Below are 17,369 nucleotides of genomic sequence, written 5' to 3'. Positions count from 1 at the left end.
GTCATTTTGCTGTGAATTGTGTGATATAGAAAGGCGAGCCTGATGAGATTAATGCGTCAGTTTGGAATTATTGCAGCCATTACCTGTATCGGAGAGCTGATGAAATATTTGATACCCCTCGCGATACCCGGGAGTATTTACGGACTGGTTCTGATGATGGGATGTCTTATGACAGGGATCATAAAGCTGGATCAGGTGAAGGAGACAGCAGAATTTCTGATTGAAATTATGCCGCTGATGTTTATACCGGCGGGAGTCGGTCTCATGACCTCATGGGAAGAGCTGAGTCAGATATTGCTGCCGGTCTGTGTGATCACCCTGATTTCCACAGTACTGGTCATGGGGATCACCGGGAGAGTGATGGAACGGATGCTTCGGCGGAGAAAAGATTATGAATGAGCTGATTCAGAATTCAACGACCATAGGAATTGTTATAAGTCTTTTGGGCTATGAGCTGGGAGTGGCTTTGAAAAACCGATTTCATAAGGCCTTCCTGAATCCACTTCTCATTTCCATTGTGCTGGTTATATGCTTTATGCTGGGCTTTCACATCAGCTATGAGAGCTATAATCAGAGTGCGCGCTACCTGAGCTATCTGCTCACCCCGGCGACTGTCAGCCTTGCGATCCCGCTCTATCAGCAGTTGGCGCTGCTTAGGCAGAATCTGTTTGCAATTCTGATCGCTGTGTTTTCAGGTATGCTCACAAGCCTCTGCTCCGTTCTTCTGCTCTGCGCAGTCTTTGGGCTGAATCACACGCAGTATATCACTTTGCTGCCGAAGTCCATCACGACTGCGATCGGCATTGGCGTCTCAGAGGAGCTCGGCGGCTTCTCAACGATCACGGTCGCAGTGATTATTGTCACAGGGATACTGGGAAATGTTCTTGCGGAGCCGATCTGTCGCCTCTTTGCGATCCACAGTCCTCTCGCAAAAGGGCTGGCGCTCGGCACCTCTGCGCACGCGATAGGAACTGCAAAGGCGATGGAGCTCGGAGAGATTGAGGGGGGCGATGAGCAGCCTGGCAATTGTGGTCTGCGGCCTCATGACGGTGATTGTGGCGTCAATTTTTGCAACAATATACTGAGGGCTTCAGGACCCGGGGGTGTCTCTGTGCCGAGGGGATCTGCAAAGCGGATGATGGGGGCTTCTCAACGGGCGATCAGTGGAGCCCTGCGGCATAGTCGTACAGGGAGCCACTCTCATAGACGGAGATCAGTGCGCGGGCATAGTCCTGCGCCTTTTCTTTATCATAAGGCAGATTGCATTTGATCAATCGTTCCTTCAGCTCCGCTTTTTCCGCCTTGTCCAGATATTCGTAGAAGGAATCCAGTTTCAGAGTGGCTAGCGGATCCTCTGTCACAGGCATAAAGATGCGGTCGCAGCTCTCGAGAAGCTCAGAGGCCCGGCGGCCGAAGGAGCCGAAGTCCAGGATGATGGTTGCGTATCCGCTCTCCTCGGCGATGCGGCGGATGAGTCGTGACATATCCTCTGAGGAAATCTGAGAGACATCCTCTATGCAGCGCACAGGCGGGATATAGTCAAGTGAGCCGAAGGAATGTACCTTGCTTTTTAAGCGGCTCCAGGAGTAGGAGCCTTGCAGGTAGCAATAGATGACATCGGACAAATCCTCTTCCGCGTTGCGGGAAATGTTCATAAATACACCGGCATATTCCTCCAGAGAGATGAGCAATGTTCTTCCGCGGGAGGCACGCACCATACCGAGCGTGATAGCGAGGGTTGTCTTTCCGCAGCGGTTGACGGGCGAGTAGACTCCGATGATTTCACACTGTGAGGAGCGGACGCGCGTCACGGTATGGCTGTCGTCGTCTGCGTAAATTTTCATGAGCTCCCGGGACATCCGGTCCGCAGGGAGATATTTAAACACTGCAGCTGCTCCAAAGGGACGATGTTCCTTTCCCGCGACAAAACCGTCTTCGCTGAGCAGAATGACCTTTGCATTTCCGGTGAGTCCGTGTGCGTCGTGAGCAAGTGACTCTGAGATCAGGAGGATCTCTATCTGTACACTCTGACAGAACCTTCGGAAGCTCTCCAGCTCGGAGAAGGCCGTTGCCCGAAAGCCAATGCTGGACTGCTCATTAAAGTAGGAAACCAGCCGTTTTCCATATTCTGCATCCTGATCAACGACGGCCATGACTCTGCGCATAGTGATATCCTCCTGAATGGGTATAATGAGGGAAAAAAATAGTATTACGCTGCTGTGAGTGGAATATTGGCAACCTGACAGCAGATGAAACTGAGAAGAAAGCAGGGGGCCATGGGAATGCCGGAGTGCCGCCGCCGGAGCAGAAGGAACAGTGCCGGGATCGCTGCGAGCAGCAGACTGCAAAAAAGAAAAGAAAGAAAGCTGTCCGGCTCGCTCCATGCGGCAATCACAGCGAGCAGCTTGACATCTCCCGCGCCGACCAAGTGGAGACGGAACAGCGGGTAGCAGAGAAGGCAGATAAACCAAAGGCGAAGCAGAAAGCTCTGTCCCAGGAAAAAACCTCCCGGAAGAATGGCGATCAAAATGAGGAGATTCGGGATTCTGCGACTTTTGAGATCGCTGAAGGTGGCAATGGTGAGGACGGGGAGCAGTGGCAGTACCGGCATAGAAGTGTGCAGAGCGGAAGGAAGCGTATTCATTCACTTCTCCTTTTTGTGTGATTTTTACAGTCTTTCCTTTAAAAGAGAGGGTAAAACAGGTATAATCGACTTGACAGCAACAAAAATCCGATGGAGGGGATTATGGATAAGAACAATCCGGGACTTGGATTTATAACGCAGGACGACTGCTACCTGTTTGGTCAGGGAACGCATTATGAGATATATAAAAAGCTTGGGGCGCATCCCTGCGAATATCAGGGAAAGCGCGGCTATTATTTTGCGGTCTGGGCGCCACATGCGGCTGCTGTGAGTGTGGTTGGAGATTTTAACCGCTGGGATCCGGAGAACAGCTGCTGTACGAGAGTTGGTCAGGGAGGAATATGGGAGTGCTTTATCCCTGGGCTCAGTGCAGGTGAGCTGTATAAGTTTGTGATTCGAACACAGGGGGGCGACATTCTGTATAAGGCGGATCCCTACGCCCGCTGTGCGGAATTCCGTCCGGGAACCGCTTCACGTATGGCGGAGGAGCCCTGGGAGTTTTCATGGGGAGATCGCAGCTGGATGAAAAAACGGGCGGAGCAGGATCCCCGGCACAGTGCGCTCAGTATTTATGAGTGTCATCTGGGCTCATGGAAGAAGAATCAGGGAGGAGCGCGGGACGGCTTCAAGTCCTACCGGGAGCTTGCAGAGGAGCTTGCAGCCTATGTGAAGGACATGGGGTATACACATGTTGAGCTGATGGGCATTGCGGAGCATCCCTTTGACGGGAGCTGGGGCTATCAGGTAACCGGTTATTATGCGCCGACGGCCCGCTATGGCGATGCTCAGGATTTTCAGTATTTCGTGAACTACCTGCACCGGGCCGGAATCGGAGTCATTCTGGACTGGGTACCGGCACATTTTCCGCGGGATGCTTTTGGTCTTGCGGATTTTGACGGTCAGAGCTGCTATGAATATGCAGACCCCAGAAAGGGAGAGCATCCGGACTGGGGTACCAAGGTCTTTGATTATGGGAAGAATGAGGTAAAGAATTTTCTCATCGCAAATGCGCTCTACTGGCTGAACGAGTATCATGTGGACGGTCTGCGGGTTGATGCAGTCGCCTCAATGCTGTATCTTGACTATGGCAGACGGGAGGGGGAGTGGTGCAGCAATCAGTACGGCGGCAATGAAAATCTGGAGGCGATAGAGTTCTTCAAGCATCTGAATTCAGTCATAGCCGGGCGGCACGACGGAAGCATGATTATTGCAGAGGAGAGTACTGCCTGGCCCATGGTGACGCACAGTCCGGAGAAAAACGGCCTGGGCTTTACCTTCAAGTGGAATATGGGCTGGATGCACGATTTCCTTGAGTATATGAAGCTGGATCCTTATTTCCGAAAGGGAAATCACAATAAGATGACCTTTGGTCTCACCTATTTTACAAGTGAGAACTATATTTTAGTGCTTTCTCACGACGAGGTGGTGCATCTCAAGTGCTCGATGATCAATAAGATGCCGGGCATTTACGAGGATAAATTTGCAAATCTGAGGTGCGCGTATGCCTACATGTTCGGACATCCTGGTAAAAAGCTTCTCTTTATGGGACAGGATTTTGCTCAGTGGCATGAGTGGGATGAAAGTGTTTCCCTCAGCTGGGAATTGCTGAATGAGGAGCCGCACCGGGCACTTCAGAATTTTGTCAGAGGATTGCTTCACATCTACCGCACGCATCCCTGCCTCTATCAGCAGGATGACAACTGGGACGGCTTTGAGTGGATCAATGCAAACGATGCGGAGCGCTCTGTCTTTTCCTTTGTGCGCTACGATAAGGACAGGAAGAAGTCTCTGCTCTTTGTGATTAACTTTACGCCTATGGAGCGGCCGGACTACAAGGTCGGCGTTCCGCATGCGGGCAGCTATCGCCTGATTTTTGATGAGAAAGACGGGGCTTACAAGCTGCAAAAGAAGAAAGCAGAGAGCTTCAGAGCATACAAGGGAGAATGTGACAATCGTCCGTATCATATTTTTCACCCGCTGGAGCCCTACGGTATCCGCATATATGAGTTTGGCCCGGCAAGAAAGACGGCGAAAACGAAGACCGCTGTCGGCGGGCAGCCTCAGCTCCTTGCGACCAGCTCCGCGAAGGCACATTCTTCGCTGTGATCACCTGAAATCAATTCGCTCCTGTCTTCATTTTTGTGGAAGAGGCGGTGGAAGAGTCCACCGCTTTTTTCATTCTCTCCGGAGTTGTCCGATTCAGAGGGGAACGTCACCTCCCGGATTTCTGCGATCAGTGCTTCGTTGTCTTCGGGTATCAATGCTTCCGGCAGAGGAAGCTCCACAGCAGCTTCATCGGTATGCGTCAGTACGGTGGGATCAGAAATATTTTCCTGAGAAACAAGAATCTGCTCAAGTCGATCCAGTGCGCTCGGATGATCGAGACTCTCCTTGTAGAGGCGATAGGCAAGTACGACACTGGAGTAGTCATCCTGATCCGTGCACGCAAGCACGGTTTTCAGAAACTCAGAGAGCTCTGATGAAAAGCTGCTTCCTCTGGCCGGAATAAAGAGAAAGCAGGGAGACCGGCTGACAGGAGAGAGATAGACCGATTCCAGCGAGAGGAGAATGCCGGAGGGATCGAGAAGATAGGGGGCCATGCCTGCGATGATGTGCTTCAGGGTGAGAATGAGGCGGCGGATGTCGGCGGCAAGCAGCTTCTGGGTTTCTGACAGCTCTGCGAGAGAGCACATCCCGCTGATATCATAGCGGAGCTCGAGCTCTCCGTTGTTGTCACATATGGAGAGCCTCAGAAGACCATCGATCGGATTTTCCTCCAGCATGCGCAGTTCAAACTGTTCCCGGAGCTGAATGTCAGCCGGTATGGTCAGATAGCGGCGGTCGGTTTCATTTAAGATCTGTGGCATGATCAGAGCGTCCTTTCTGTGTTTGTACGGAATTGCTGTAGTCCCGGATTGCGGTTGCAGCGCGCATGACATCCTCAGAACTTGCATTGCGCCGTTCTGCGGAGAGTTTCATCTCACTGTTTTGCAGCAGCGCACGGGAATACAGGGGGCTGCGCTCCACACACAGGGCGGAATCCTTCAGCATTTGAATGGAGGAGAGGCGGTGTCGCAGCTCGGCGCTGAGAGCAGCCTCGTCGGCGCCATGCGGATCGTACAGCGGCTCGGCGTGCGCGGCTCGCACGCTGGTTTCTGTAAGAAGAAATGCGGCGAGACAGGTGTTTCGCTGCTTCCATGAAAAACGTATCATTGCGGAGATTGCGAGGAAGATCAGGGCAAAAACATAAGAGGCTTCGACCGTGAGGCTTCCGCGGAGCTTTCGCGCTGTCTGTCCGGGCGAGCGCTCGGGAAGCCGGAAGAGTCTCGGTTTTTGTTTTGCTTTTTGCAGTATGAGGACGGCCTGGAATATATAAAGGACAATCAAGGAACAGATTACAGCGAGATAAAGTTTTCTCTCTGTGGGAGCGCTCAGCGTAAAAATGTGGTACAGAACAGGTGCGATGGTGAAGGGAAGAAAGGGAATTCTTCTGCCGCGCTGCACTCCTCCCCGCATACTGGCAGCAGTGATGAAAAAAAGCGCGCAGACTGCGGCGAGCAGAAAGGAGGCGGCCAGTATGGAGAGCAGGCGCACAGCGCCGCAGCAGGGGCCCAGAAGCAGAAAAAACAGGGAATCCCCGAGGCCGAGAGCCTCTCTGCTCAGCTTTGAGACGAGAAGAAGCACGAGGCCCGGAATCACAGACAACAGCAGCTCCCGGTACGGGGGAAGCGTGCCCGAGAGGAGCAGTCGGAGCTCATACAGGCAGACCGCAATTCCCATCAAAAGAAAAAGTCTCCGCTCTATTTCCATACGTCGGATGTCCTGAAGCACGCATAGCGTGAGAAAGCCAAACAGTATCATACGTCCGAAGAAGGTAAAAATCAGCATAGGGCCTCCTTGATCTCTGAAATAAAATGATCGGAGCTGTCTGCTTTGTGAGTCAGGGACAGCAGTAACTGCATGGCCCGAGGTGCTCCACCGATGATTTTGGAACCAGCTGCGCATAGGCGCGAATCGCACTGCAATCTGTATTTGCATGATAGGCGGATCCGCTCGGCATGATATAAACAGTGCCGGCGCTCACACCCTTAGCGCAGCGCGGGCAGGCGTGATAGCGGGAACCGCCGGAATTTCGCTCAGAAGCGATTGCATGATATGGCACAGCGCGCAGCTCATTGGACAGATAGTGACAGCCGGCAGAGCTGTGGTAGCGAGTGCTGCTTTTTCCGATATAGACGAGCGTACCCTCCGTATTGTTACTGTCGGAGGATTGCCCTGCGGGATTCCGGCCGATCCATGCGCGGCGGGAGGCGGTGACAGTCTGTGGAATGCTGGAGAGCCCAAAGACAGAAAAGGGCAGGTGATAATCGTAGTCCAGTACAATGGTGATGGTTTCCCCGTCTGAGAGACAGCTGCTGCGATGAGAGCGGATATTTTCTATAAAAGCATCCTCTATTTCCGTTGATGCGCGGAGCGCGGCCAGCGCTGCCGCAGAGCGATGGAGCGCAGAAGAACGACCGGAGCGGGCGCCTGCGGTGTGCTGTTCTCGTGCGCGGATGTCAGCTGAGTCAGAGTCGGCACTGTCTGTCGCACCTGCGGTCTGATCGGAGGCATCGGAGCTATTCTCCGCCTGCAGCAGATAGCAGGCCTCAGCCGTGTCCTGACAGACAGCCTCGCAGAGCTGCTGCATTGCCCTTGCGCTGTCCATCATCCGCATGGGAAGTATCAGCAGATACATCATAAAGAGAAAGAGCGGAAGCACCAGGGCAGCCTCAAGAGTGAGACTCGCGCGAAGCGGACGATCCCCCGGCGCTGCTCTCCCGGACAGAGGAAGGAAGGGATGCAGCCGGTTATGTACCTGGAGAGCCATATTCCGATTGTTTTTTGGGGGATAGACAGGGATTTGAAAGATATGTAGTTTCATCCCGTTACCTTCTTCCTTGGGGGGAGCAGTGCCGGGGACCCGTCCGCGATCCTGCGGGGACAGAGCGAGGGTACGGCATTTAATAGGCCTTGACCATTTTTACACAGATTGGGAAGGATGCGCCGAGAGAGGCGCCATCCGGAGAAACTCCGAGTTTCGTAAACAGGTGATCAGATTCGCATTGAAGCTCTGCGTGCATCCCGTAGATGCACTGACTCATGCGAAAACCAGGGTCAGAGAGAGACAGATTTGCCTGAATCATGTCCATGATGCGGTAATCTCTCTCCTCTGCGCTTTTGGTGAAGAGCAGCAGCTTCAGACAGTCCTCATAGCGCAGACCGCCGGTCGCCTCTTGGAGTTTTTCTGTCGGGAGCTGGAGACTGGCGGCAAAGCGCAGGAGGTCGCTGAGATCGCTCATCCAGCTCTCCCGGGTCTTGAACAGCGCAGCCTTCCTGCCCTCGAGCAGAAGACGGAGGTCCAGAAAGCTCTCCAGCAGGGCCCACGCAGTGATGATGAGGCACTCAACGAGCACAGAGAGTCCCGGAATCTGTGCGGCGGCTGTGATGGTTGCAGCAGTGAGACGCGCCTGCTCACGCAGCGAATTGTCCGACATGATACAGATAAAGTTCAGAGCTTCCCGGACTGCAAGCAGCTGGGTGAGTGCCGCGCTGAAATTCTCCCGCTCTGAGGAGGAGCCTGTGAGTGTGTATTCCAGCTGGCAGAGTATACCCTCCTCTCTCTGATCTGTGAAGCATGGAAGAAACTGTCCTGCGTATTCATCAACCGCAAGTGCGGTCAGAAGCGAGGGACCGGCGTCAGTCCTTGCAGTGACAGCTGTTCTCGAAGGAAAGTCGGAGCAGTCAAAGTGTTCAGCAGGAATCTCGCGGTCCGGCGGCAGCACAATGTTTAAGTACCCTCCGGCGGCGAGATCCAGTATCGCCTCGAGCAGAGATTCTGTCTCCTCGTTGTCTATGCCATGTGCTGCGCCGAGTGTGGGCAGGCGGATTGCGCACCAGCTCTCTGCGACCTCTGCCCAGAGCGCCGCCTCATCAATGCCATCACCCTCCTCATCATCTTCTGCGTCCTCTATGTACTCCTCTGTCTCTTCTGCGTAGCTGCGGACATCCTGAATGGCGCGGAGCAGGTATTCGTTGTCGTCGTCCAGGGAGTCGATCTCCAGTCGGCGGCTGCCGTCCTGATCGGCATATTCGTGGCAGGAGCTAAGCTGTTCCCTGATAATAGTCTGATTCTCCGGCTTAAGTCCCTCCAGCGCATCCCGGTGGCGCGCCTCGGTTTCTGCGAGATTTCTGCTGTAGCTATCGGCCTTTTTGTCGTAGCTCTGTATAAGCGAGGGCAGTGCCCGGATTGTCCCGGCAAGCTCAGAAGCGCTGCGCTGGAAGGCGGAATGATTGCCGTCCCGGAGTTCTGCTTCCGCTTCCCGGTGCAGCCTCTCCTGTGTGTCCAGATTCTTCTTGATTTTCATAATAGCCTTTTCCATGGCGATGGCCTCTCTGCTGCGGAGACCGTAGTCCTTCAGCACGGAGTCCATGGTCTGTGCCTCAGAGATCTGTTCCCACAGCTCCTCGGCCGAGGCGGGGGCAGTGTTCAGGTTGATCCAGCCGAACTTCAGATAGTCCAGTATCTCCTGCTCGAACCACCTCCCGCCCGCGTCCGTGAGAAAGGTCTTCTTGGTAATACTGATCTCCGGTGAACGGAGTGCGTACCATCCACAGTGTTCCAGATAGGGTCTTATAAAATTTTCCATCTCCCGTGTGCAGCTCTGATCATTCTCATAGGCATAGCCTATGATGCGGTAGCTGTCCCAGAGCTCTCTGTGATACTGCGAAAAGAGAGAGTTTATGGAGGCATCTGCCATATTGCGCACATAGAAGCGTGCCCCTGCAGTGCGTGCGCTCTCAGTGAGCGCGCAGATCATGGCACTACAGCAGGTAATAACAAGTGCGAGGAAGACTGTGACGGATCCGCGGTATTTCATTTCTTGTAAACTTCTCCTGCCTGAGATTTGATCTGACCAAAAATCGTGTTGAGCAGATTTGTGATAGAAGATTTGAAGATAAGTACCAGACTGATGAGTACAACCAGAATCAGAACCAGCTCAATGGTGGAGATACCGCTTTCATCCGCAAAGAAATCGTCGGGGAATGCGCTCTCATGTTTCAGCATTGTATTTGCAGTATTCACAGTTTCACCTCCTTTCTGATTTGTGCTGGCGCCAAGGCGGGTAATGCAGCAAGGCGCCGCTTTATCCCTGAACCGGACGGTATGCTCTCTCGGGACTTCTCTGTTTTCTCAAAAAGAGAGCATTGCCGGGACAACGATCATGGCCATAACGATGATCAGCATGATGAAGAGCGGAGCCAGAAGCTTGGTTCCTGCTTCCTCTCCCATGCGCCGGGCCAGATTTTTACGATCCTCCCATGCAAGATTTACTTCGGCGCTGAGGATCTGGCGGATATTTGCGACGCCTGTTCTGCGATTCTGCTCCAGTATTCCGGCGAGCTTCATATACTGACGAAGTCCGCAGCGCCTTCCGAATTCGTGATAGACCTTGCCCTCACTGCAGCCGGTTTTCAGCTTTGCGAGTGCCAGAGCCATCTCCTCGTAGGCGTGATGGCGGAGGGGCTTTGACTGAGCGGAGAGATCCCGCTCATAATCCGCCACGATGCTTGCCCAGGCGAGGCGTATCGTCATGCCTGCGCCGATAAATATCATGAGCTTTGAGACAATCTCAGGGTAGTCAAGGAGCATCTGGCGCTGGCGCATTTTTGCCTCAAGTCCGACGCGTTCTCTGTCCCGCAGTAGGAGCAGCAGCGCTGTGACTGCTCCCAGAATCAGAAATATCCAGCTGTTTGAAGGAGTCTGCTGCCGATAGGAGAGGGGCTGTCCCTCGTAGCTCTGCGGCAGTGTGAGATTCTCATCTGCGCTCTGCTCGATATCAAGTGTATGGAGAAAGCGAAGAAAGGCTCTCTGCCGGAGCTCTGCCTGACTCAGCTCGGGCGGAAGCACGGTGAGCGGGAGCTCATAGCTGCGGCTTCTTCTGCCCTCCACATCGCTTAGGCAGGCTGTGAGGGAGAGATCCCTGGCCTCTGTCAGCTCCTCATTGTATACGGTACCAAAGCTGCTCAGGAGCTCAGGATCAGACGAGATCCAATTCACCCGTATGCCATACTGCTCGACGTAGGAGGGAAGGGAGAGATCAGAGCGGATCTCTGCAAGGGAGGTATTGTTCCCCGGTATTGTCACAGCGAGCGTATCCATACAGGCGGTAAAGATATTTTCGAGCTCGCTGTCCAGATAGCTGCGTGCGGCAACAGGAATGTCAAGGGTCATCGCTTCTTTGGAGAGTCCCTCCACTGTGACTGTATAGCGCTGCTCCATATCGCCGTAGCCTCCGCGTGGGAGATAGCGTCCGTGCTTCAGAGCCCCGTGCTCCGGTGTCAGAAAAGCAGAGCTCAAGTAGAGCAGAAGGCCCGCAAGCAGGCAGAGAAGCTGAGACCGGTAGCGCCCCAACAGGGAGAGGAGAGACTTTTTTCTGTTCGGAGCATCCGGAGCTCTGGGACTGTGCACAGTGCGGCAGCTGGTCGCTGTGGTACCGGGAGCATTAGCCGCATTCTCTTTTTGGTGGAGAGGGGAATTTCTGTCGGCTGCTTTTTTATAAAGTTTTGCGCTGGGGGAACGCGTCCCCGAAAAGTGGAATGTATTCATAATTCTATATTCAGGATGCTCCATGCGAGATGAATTGAGAAGAGATAGGCAGCGAGACAGACAGTCATAACACAGCGGCCCAGAACAGAGGTGTACATGATGGAAAAGAAACCAGGTGAGCTCAGATTAATATAGAGGACGATGAGAAGCGGGACAGCGTTCATGATGCTCTGCTCAAAGCGCCTGGATGCAGTCATGGTCCTCAGCTCCTCTTTCACCTGAATGCGGTCACCTATGGTCTCTGCGCTGTGGTTCATGATGGCCACCAGTTCCCCGCCGCTTCGCTTTGCGATGCGCAGGACACGTGCAAAGTTCCGAATGTCGTCGATGCCGGAGCGCTCTGCGAATTCGTCCATGGCTCGCTCAACCGGCATATTCATGGATACCAGATGTGAGAGCTGGTCGAATTCCCTCACAATGAGCTCTGATCGATCGTACAGGAGAGAGAGCTCGTCCACGCTCTCCTTCAGAGCGTTTTCTATGGAGTAGCCTGCACTGAGAGAGGCGGAGAGAATAGAGAGCCCCTCGCGGAACTGCAGGAGCAGTCTTCTCTTTCTGGCAGGAATCAGCTCCCGTTTTTTATAGAGGGGGTAGAGCGCTGCGAGCGGAAGAAACAGAAGGAAAAAGAGGACACTTCGGTAGAAAACAAAGGCGAAGAGCGCATTGACTGCGACAGCCCGGAGCAGCAGAGTGCCGTATTCGCTACAGCTGAGGTGATACTCGTCATAATTCAAGGCCTGCTGCGTGGAGCTTGGTGCAGTTTTGAAGCTCGCCGACACGGACGAGGCTGCCCTCGACGCGCCCGGATTTTTTGCGGCTGTCTTCCTTTTCCCTGAAGCTGTAAAGCGTGTGAAGCTGAATCTCTCCATTGATGCACTCTCCTACTTCGGTGATGGACAGAACGTGACGGCTGCGATCCCGCAGCCTTCCGAGATGGATCATGATATCCAGTGCACCGGCAATCTGATTTCGTATCGCCGTGAGCGGCAGGTCTGCGCCGCAGAGTACCATGGTCTCAAGCCTTGAGAGCATATCCCGCGGGGAGTTGGCATGCCCGGTGGAGAGAGAGCCATCATGTCCGGTATTCATGGCCTGAAGCATGTCCAGTGCCTCCGGTCCGCGGACCTCCCCGACAACGATGCGATCCGGATTCATGCGGAGACTGGCGCGGATCAGATCTGCGATCGTGACCGCGCCCTCCCCCTCGGCATTCGGGCTGCGCGTTTCCAGCCGCACCAGATTTTTGATCTGTTTTAACTGAAGCTCGGCGGAGTCCTCGATCGTGATCACACGCTCATCATCGGGAATAAAGGAGGAGAGCGCATTCAGAAACGTGGTTTTCCCGGAGTTGGTGCCGCCGCTGATGAAGATGTTGTAGCCGGAGGCAATGAGCTTCTTTAAGAAGGCTGCGGCCTCCGGCGTCACAGAGCCGTAACCGATGAGCTTCTCCATAGTGATGGTATCCGGAAATTTCCGGATGGTTACGACCGGACCGCTGAGAGAGATGGGCGGCAGAACAACGTGTACACGGCTGCCGTCCTCCAAGCGGGCGTCCGCGATCGGCGTCGCTACATTGACGACCCGGTTTACGCGGCTCACGATTTGCTGGAGCATATCCTCGAGCTGCTCGTTGCTCTTAAAGCACTTGTCCCAGCGCTGTATGCGCCCGCCGGTCTCGACAAAGATTTCGTCTCGGCCGTTGACCATGATCTCGGTGATATCCCGCCGGTCCACGAGCTCCTGAAGAATATCCAGTTTACGAAACGCGTTAAAGAGAGAGGAGCGAAGAGAGATTTTGTCCCCGACGGAGAGGAAATGTTCCTGCTCCGCGGTCTGTATTCCTTCATCAATCATGGCGTACAGAGCTTCATCGCTGACATGTCTAAGATCGCTGAGCTCGATTGCCAGCTGCTCATGCAGCATATCGTAGAGATGGTTCAGATCCTTCATGTTACCTTCCTCTTGCTCTTTTTTGAGACTTTTGCATCTGCTGTCTCGCGTTACACAGGAAAGGACGGGGCAGAGAGCAAAAAGGTTCACCTGAAAATAAAAATATTGATTCCGAGACTCCAGGGGAGCAGATATCTGTTATACTGAAGGCAGTCAGTCTGAGAGCACGGAGGAAAAGTCATGAGAGATGAAAGCTGTATTTTCTGTAAGATTGCAAATGGAGAGATCCCCTCTGCAGTGGTGTATGAGGATGCACTCTTTCGAGTGATTCTGGATCTCGGTCCGGCATCAAAGGGGCATGCGCTGATTTTGCCGAAGGGGCACTACAGAGATCTTACGGAGCTTCCGGAGGAGCTCTGCGGGAAGGGCTTTGCGCTGGCAGGGCGGATAGGCGCTGCGATGAAGCAGGGTCTTGGTGCGGCAGGCTTTAACGTGGTGCAGAACAATGGAGAGGCAGCGGGACAGACGGTGTTTCACTTCCATATTCATGTGATTCCGCGTTACGAGAACGGCCCCGAGATGGTGAGCTGGATTCCGGGCAGCGCAGATCCCATGGAACAGAGACAGATCGCAGATACACTGGCGGCATTGCTGAAGTAAGGAATAAGGCGAGAGACAGAGCACGGAGATATTCAGATGGCATACAATTTAGTTGATGGGAAGCGGCACGCACCAGTGACACTCGCACTGCTGCTTCTTAATATTGTCTGTTTTTTCTGGGTGGAGCTGCATGGCTCCAGTGAAAATACGGAGGATATGATACGCTGGGGTGCGCTCTACGGGCCCCTTGTGTTTCAGAATCAGGAGTACTGGCGTTTCCTGACGGCAGCCTTTCTGCATTTCGGAATCGGGCATCTCGCGAATAATATGCTGATTTTTTTCCTGTTGGGAGACAATCTGGAGCGTGCGCTGGGGCATGTGAAGTATCTTGTCTTCTACCTGCTCTGCGCGGTCGGTTCCAATATATTTTCTCTGTTTATGGGACTTGAAGACATGGAATATACAGTTGGTGCGGGAGCAAGCGGAGCGATCTACGGCGTGATCGGAGGCCTTTTGTGGGCGTTGATCCGAAACCGCGGCAGACTGGAGGATCTCTCTACCGGGCAGATCGCCTTTTTTGTTCTCCTGTCGCTGTACTATGGATTTTCAGATTCCGGTGTGGACAATTCAGCGCATATCGGAGGGCTGCTGATCGGCTTTCTCCTCTCCATACTGATGTACCGGGTTAGAAAGAAAAGAAATAACAGAAATGAGGATTGGGACGCGGCTGATGTTGATGGAGAGCGGTGGTAAAGGCGGGGATGAGAGCTGCGCTTCAGCCAGTCATGCGCCGCATAATGGAGCCTCCGTTTTCGCGGAGCCAGAGACGCCGCGCCCGGTAATCGGGGAGCACGCGCTGTACCTCCGCCCAGAAGCGGGGCGAGTGATTCATCTCGATCCGGTGGCAGAGCTCATGCACGATCACATAGTCACGTATCTCCGCCGGAGCAAGCATCAGAAGACAATTAAAGTTCAGATTACCGCGGCCGCTGCAGCTTCCCCAGCGGCTTTTCTGATTCCGTATCGTGATGCGGCCGTAGCTGACGCCGACGAGCGGAGAGAACGCCGCGCAGCGGGCGGGAAAATATTGCATGGCCTGATCGGCGAGTACGGAGAGCTCCGTCCGGGTGAGTCGTGGCTGCTTGGGAAGCGCGTCACGCTGCCGCTTTTGCTCCAGCACCCTTTTGAGATGCGTCTCAAGCCACTGCTGCTTTTCTGAGAGAAAACGCCGGAGCTCTGCTTCGGACATACGAAGCGGAGCCCGGACAAGAATCTCTCCGTCCGGGCAGATCTCAAGCGCTATGGTTTTCCGCCGGCTGTGCAGCACGGTGACCGGCAGCTGTGCTGTGCGGCAGGAGGCGGAGACAGCTGACGCCTCAGCCGCCCCCTTACGCATCTTTATCGCTGGCGGTCGCGCAGCTTTCAAGAATGAGAGACAGGATGCGGTCGACGCCATTTCCCGCGTCGCTCTGCTCCATGGCATGGATATAGCGTGCGCGCGCCTCGTAGGTGCTGTGTACGGCGGAGAGCAGAGTTTCGGGCGTGAGCTCTTCCTCCATGAGTACAGAGGAATAGCCTTGCTTCTCAAAGGAGCGGGCGTTCAGAATCTGGTCGCCGCGGCTGGCTCTTGCGGAGAGCGGAATCAGAACATTCGGCTTCCGGAGTGACAGGATCTCACAGATGGAGTTTGCGCCTGCACGGCTCACCATGAGATCTGCGAGTGCGAAGTAGTCCTTCAGCTCCTCGGAGACATACTCAAACTGGAGATAGCCCGGCAGTGAGCGGAGGCGCTCGTCGAGATTGCCCCTGCCGCAGAGATGCAGCACGCTGAACTCCTTTAAGAGCTCCGGGAGCGCTGCGCGCACCGCCTCATTTACGACGCGGGAGCCGAGACTTCCCCCGATGACAAGAAGCACGGGCTTCTCTTCCGTGAAGGAGGTCAGAGAGAGAGCACGCTCACGGCTTCCGGAGAGGAGCTCCGCGCGTATGGGAGAGCCGGTCACAACGGCCCTGTCTGCGGGCAGGTATTGAAGCGTCTCCGGAAAATTACAGCAGATCTTTGTTGCGGAGCTGTAGGAGAGGCGGTTTGCGAGTCCGGGCGTCATATCGGATTCATGGATGATGACGGGAATGTGCCGCCGGTTTGCCGCCTTTACGACAGGGACGGAGACATATCCGCCTTTTGAGAAGACAATATCCGGCTGAAATTCACGGATAATATGGGAGGCCTCCGAGAAGCCCTTCAGAACGCGGAAGGGATCTGTGAAGTTTTTCAGATCAAAGTAGCGGCGAAGCTTTCCTGAGGCAATGCCGCGGTAGCTCACGCCCTCGCGCTCTATGAGCCGTTTTTCTATGCCCTCATAGGAGCCGATATACAGGATCTCAAAGCCCGCTTCACGCAGCTTTGGGAGCAGAGCGATATTCGGGGTGACGTGACCAGCTGTACCGCCTCCGGTCAGAATAATTTTTTTCATGGACGAACCTCCCGGGACAAGGTAAAATATAATATTATTGTAACTTTCAGAAAGGGAAAATGCAATGATCGGGATTATCGGGGCAATGGAGGAAGAGGTCGCGGGACTGAAGGCGCGTATGCGCGATGTGAAGAGGAGCGAGCGGGCAGGCATGAGCTTCTATCAGGGGCAGATCGAGGGGAAGGACTGCGTTGTGGTATGCTCAGGGATAGGAAAGGTAAATGCCGCCGCCTGCGCACAGATCCTTTCGGACTGCTATGCAGTGGACTGCATCATGAATACAGGTATTGCGGGAGGCGTGCAGAAGGATATCAATATTGGAGATATTGTCCTCTCGGTGGATGCGGTGCAGCATGATTTTGACTGCACAGGCTTTGGTTATCCGATGGGAAAGATTCCGCGCATGGAGACCAGCGTGTTTCGGGCGGATGAAAAGCTCCTCGCCCTTGCAGAGTCCTGCTGCAGAGAGGTCAATCCGGATATTGCTGTTTATCGGGGAAGAGTGGCAAGCGGAGATTGCTTCGTCTCCTCGACAGAGACAAAACAGCGGATCTCTGAGACATTTTCCGCCTCCTGTTGTGAGATGGAGGGGGCCGCGATCGCACAGGTTGCATGGCTGAACCGTGTGCCGTGGCTTATTATCCGTGCGATTTCAGATAAGGCGGATGGGACTGCAGCAGATCAGTACGACAGTTTTCAGGATGCTGCGATCCGGCATTTCCTGAAACTTACGCTGAAAATGCTGAGAGAGCTCTGAAAACTGCGTATATAGGATGAAAGTTTGCGGACAGCAGTTTGCGTCTTTCACTTCGTGTATTATAATGATTACAGGGTCATAAGCCTATCCCCACGGCAGGCTTGCCTGCCAGTGGGGATAAGGCTTCATGACCCGCCCCACATGTAGCACGAAGTGACGCAAAGGCGTCACGGGAGTGCGGAATGTGGCAGCGTTGCGGGAGCGCAGAGCGCGAAGCGACGCGTAATCATAGAAGGAGCTTAAAGGGAGTAACGCCCCCCGGCAGGCTTGCCTGCCAGTGGGGATAAGGCTTCATGACCCGCCCCACATGTAGCACGAAGTGACGCAAAGGCGTCACGGGAGTGCGGAATGTGG

Annotated in this window: 17 protein-coding genes and 1 pseudogene; 6 read left to right on the top strand and 12 right to left on the bottom strand. The window is 54.2% G+C overall.

Features of this window, described 5'->3' with window-relative positions:
• The first annotated feature begins 42 nt into the window (after window positions 1–42).
• Entirely contained in the window at window positions 43–399 is a 357-nt protein-coding gene (locus tag J2S20_RS01405; RefSeq protein WP_106612959.1) for a CidA/LrgA family protein, read from the top strand.
• Window positions 392–1,085, top strand: a pseudogene (locus J2S20_RS01400) (LrgB family protein). The gene J2S20_RS01405 and the pseudogene J2S20_RS01400 overlap by 8 nt, the downstream one beginning before the upstream one ends.
• A gap of 75 nt (window positions 1,086–1,160) precedes the next feature.
• Here J2S20_RS01400 and J2S20_RS01395 read toward each other — a convergent pair.
• Entirely contained in the window at window positions 1,161–2,165 is a 1,005-nt protein-coding gene (locus J2S20_RS01395) for a P-loop NTPase family protein (protein ID WP_106612957.1), read from the bottom strand.
• A 44-nt stretch (window positions 2,166–2,209) separates the two neighbouring features.
• Window positions 2,210–2,644: a prepilin peptidase gene (locus tag J2S20_RS01390; RefSeq protein WP_106612956.1), complete on the bottom strand. Its 435-nt coding sequence runs from the start codon at window positions 2,642–2,644 to the stop codon at window positions 2,210–2,212.
• Between the two features lie 102 nt (window positions 2,645–2,746).
• Here J2S20_RS01390 and glgB point away from each other — a divergent pair, with 102 nt between their 5' ends.
• Window positions 2,747–4,750: a 1,4-alpha-glucan branching protein GlgB gene (glgB, locus tag J2S20_RS01385; protein ID WP_307252263.1), complete on the top strand. Its 2,004-nt coding sequence runs from the start codon at window positions 2,747–2,749 to the stop codon at window positions 4,748–4,750.
• On the opposite strand, the gene J2S20_RS01380 is transcribed toward glgB, so the two are convergent.
• The 8 genes from J2S20_RS01380 to J2S20_RS01345 form a co-directional block, all read right to left on the bottom strand.
• Window positions 4,705–5,511, bottom strand: coding sequence for a DUF6382 domain-containing protein (locus tag J2S20_RS01380; RefSeq protein ID WP_307252260.1), 807 nt, complete (start codon window positions 5,509–5,511; stop codon window positions 4,705–4,707). The two genes, glgB and J2S20_RS01380, sit on opposite strands and share 46 nt — an antisense overlap.
• Window positions 5,492–6,532 (bottom strand): prepilin peptidase, encoded by a 1,041-nt coding sequence (locus J2S20_RS01375; RefSeq protein WP_307252257.1) that lies wholly within the window; start codon window positions 6,530–6,532, stop codon window positions 5,492–5,494. The genes J2S20_RS01380 and J2S20_RS01375 overlap by 20 nt, the downstream gene beginning before the upstream one ends.
• Window positions 6,533–6,584: 52 nt before the next feature.
• Window positions 6,585–7,568, bottom strand: coding sequence for a hypothetical protein (locus tag J2S20_RS01370; RefSeq protein WP_106612952.1), 984 nt, complete (start codon window positions 7,566–7,568; stop codon window positions 6,585–6,587).
• 79 nt (window positions 7,569–7,647) lie between these two features.
• The gene (locus tag J2S20_RS01365) at window positions 7,648–9,564 is read right to left on the bottom strand and encodes a DUF5702 domain-containing protein (RefSeq protein ID WP_106612951.1); all 1,917 of its coding nucleotides are present in this window, start codon (window positions 9,562–9,564) and stop codon (window positions 7,648–7,650) included.
• The gene (locus J2S20_RS01360) at window positions 9,561–9,770 is read right to left on the bottom strand and encodes a Flp1 family type IVb pilin (RefSeq protein WP_211292278.1); all 210 of its coding nucleotides are present in this window, start codon (window positions 9,768–9,770) and stop codon (window positions 9,561–9,563) included. The genes J2S20_RS01365 and J2S20_RS01360 overlap by 4 nt, the downstream gene beginning before the upstream one ends.
• A gap of 108 nt (window positions 9,771–9,878) precedes the next feature.
• The gene (locus J2S20_RS01355; protein ID WP_146137162.1) at window positions 9,879–11,156 is read right to left on the bottom strand and encodes a hypothetical protein; all 1,278 of its coding nucleotides are present in this window, start codon (window positions 11,154–11,156) and stop codon (window positions 9,879–9,881) included.
• Window positions 11,157–11,290: 134 nt separating this feature from the next.
• Entirely contained in the window at window positions 11,291–12,028 is a 738-nt protein-coding gene (locus J2S20_RS01350) for a type II secretion system F family protein (protein WP_106612949.1), read from the bottom strand.
• Window positions 12,018–13,244, bottom strand: coding sequence for a CpaF family protein (locus tag J2S20_RS01345; RefSeq protein WP_106612948.1), 1,227 nt, complete (start codon window positions 13,242–13,244; stop codon window positions 12,018–12,020). Before J2S20_RS01345 ends, J2S20_RS01350 begins: the two co-directional genes overlap by 11 nt.
• A 180-nt stretch (window positions 13,245–13,424) precedes the next feature.
• Here J2S20_RS01345 and J2S20_RS01340 point away from each other — a divergent pair, with 180 nt between their 5' ends.
• Together J2S20_RS01340 and J2S20_RS01335 are read left to right on the top strand one after the other, a co-directional pair.
• Window positions 13,425–13,844: an HIT family protein gene (locus J2S20_RS01340; protein ID WP_106612947.1), complete on the top strand. Its 420-nt coding sequence runs from the start codon at window positions 13,425–13,427 to the stop codon at window positions 13,842–13,844.
• A gap of 36 nt (window positions 13,845–13,880) precedes the next feature.
• Entirely contained in the window at window positions 13,881–14,537 is a 657-nt protein-coding gene (locus tag J2S20_RS01335) for a rhomboid family intramembrane serine protease (RefSeq protein ID WP_307252247.1), read from the top strand.
• Between the two features lie 22 nt (window positions 14,538–14,559).
• On the opposite strand, the gene J2S20_RS01330 is transcribed toward J2S20_RS01335, so the two are convergent.
• Window positions 14,560–15,180: a M48 family metallopeptidase gene (locus J2S20_RS01330; protein WP_307252243.1), complete on the bottom strand. Its 621-nt coding sequence runs from the start codon at window positions 15,178–15,180 to the stop codon at window positions 14,560–14,562.
• On the bottom strand, window positions 15,173–16,258 hold the full coding sequence (locus J2S20_RS01325) for an undecaprenyldiphospho-muramoylpentapeptide beta-N-acetylglucosaminyltransferase (protein ID WP_307252240.1): 1,086 nt from the start codon (window positions 16,256–16,258) through the stop codon (window positions 15,173–15,175). The genes J2S20_RS01330 and J2S20_RS01325 overlap by 8 nt, the downstream gene beginning before the upstream one ends.
• A gap of 64 nt (window positions 16,259–16,322) precedes the next feature.
• Between J2S20_RS01325 and J2S20_RS01320 the strand changes: the two genes are divergently transcribed.
• Window positions 16,323–17,015, top strand: coding sequence for a 5'-methylthioadenosine/adenosylhomocysteine nucleosidase (locus tag J2S20_RS01320; protein ID WP_106612943.1), 693 nt, complete (start codon window positions 16,323–16,325; stop codon window positions 17,013–17,015).
• The last annotated feature ends 354 nt before the right edge of the window (window positions 17,016–17,369 follow it).

Source organism: Moryella indoligenes, assembly GCF_030812885.1.
GTDB classification, from domain to species: Bacteria; Bacillota; Clostridia; order Lachnospirales; family Lachnospiraceae; genus Moryella; species Moryella indoligenes.
Note: the sequence above shows the minus strand (reverse complement) of the source record. Positions and strands in the feature narration are given on the sequence as shown.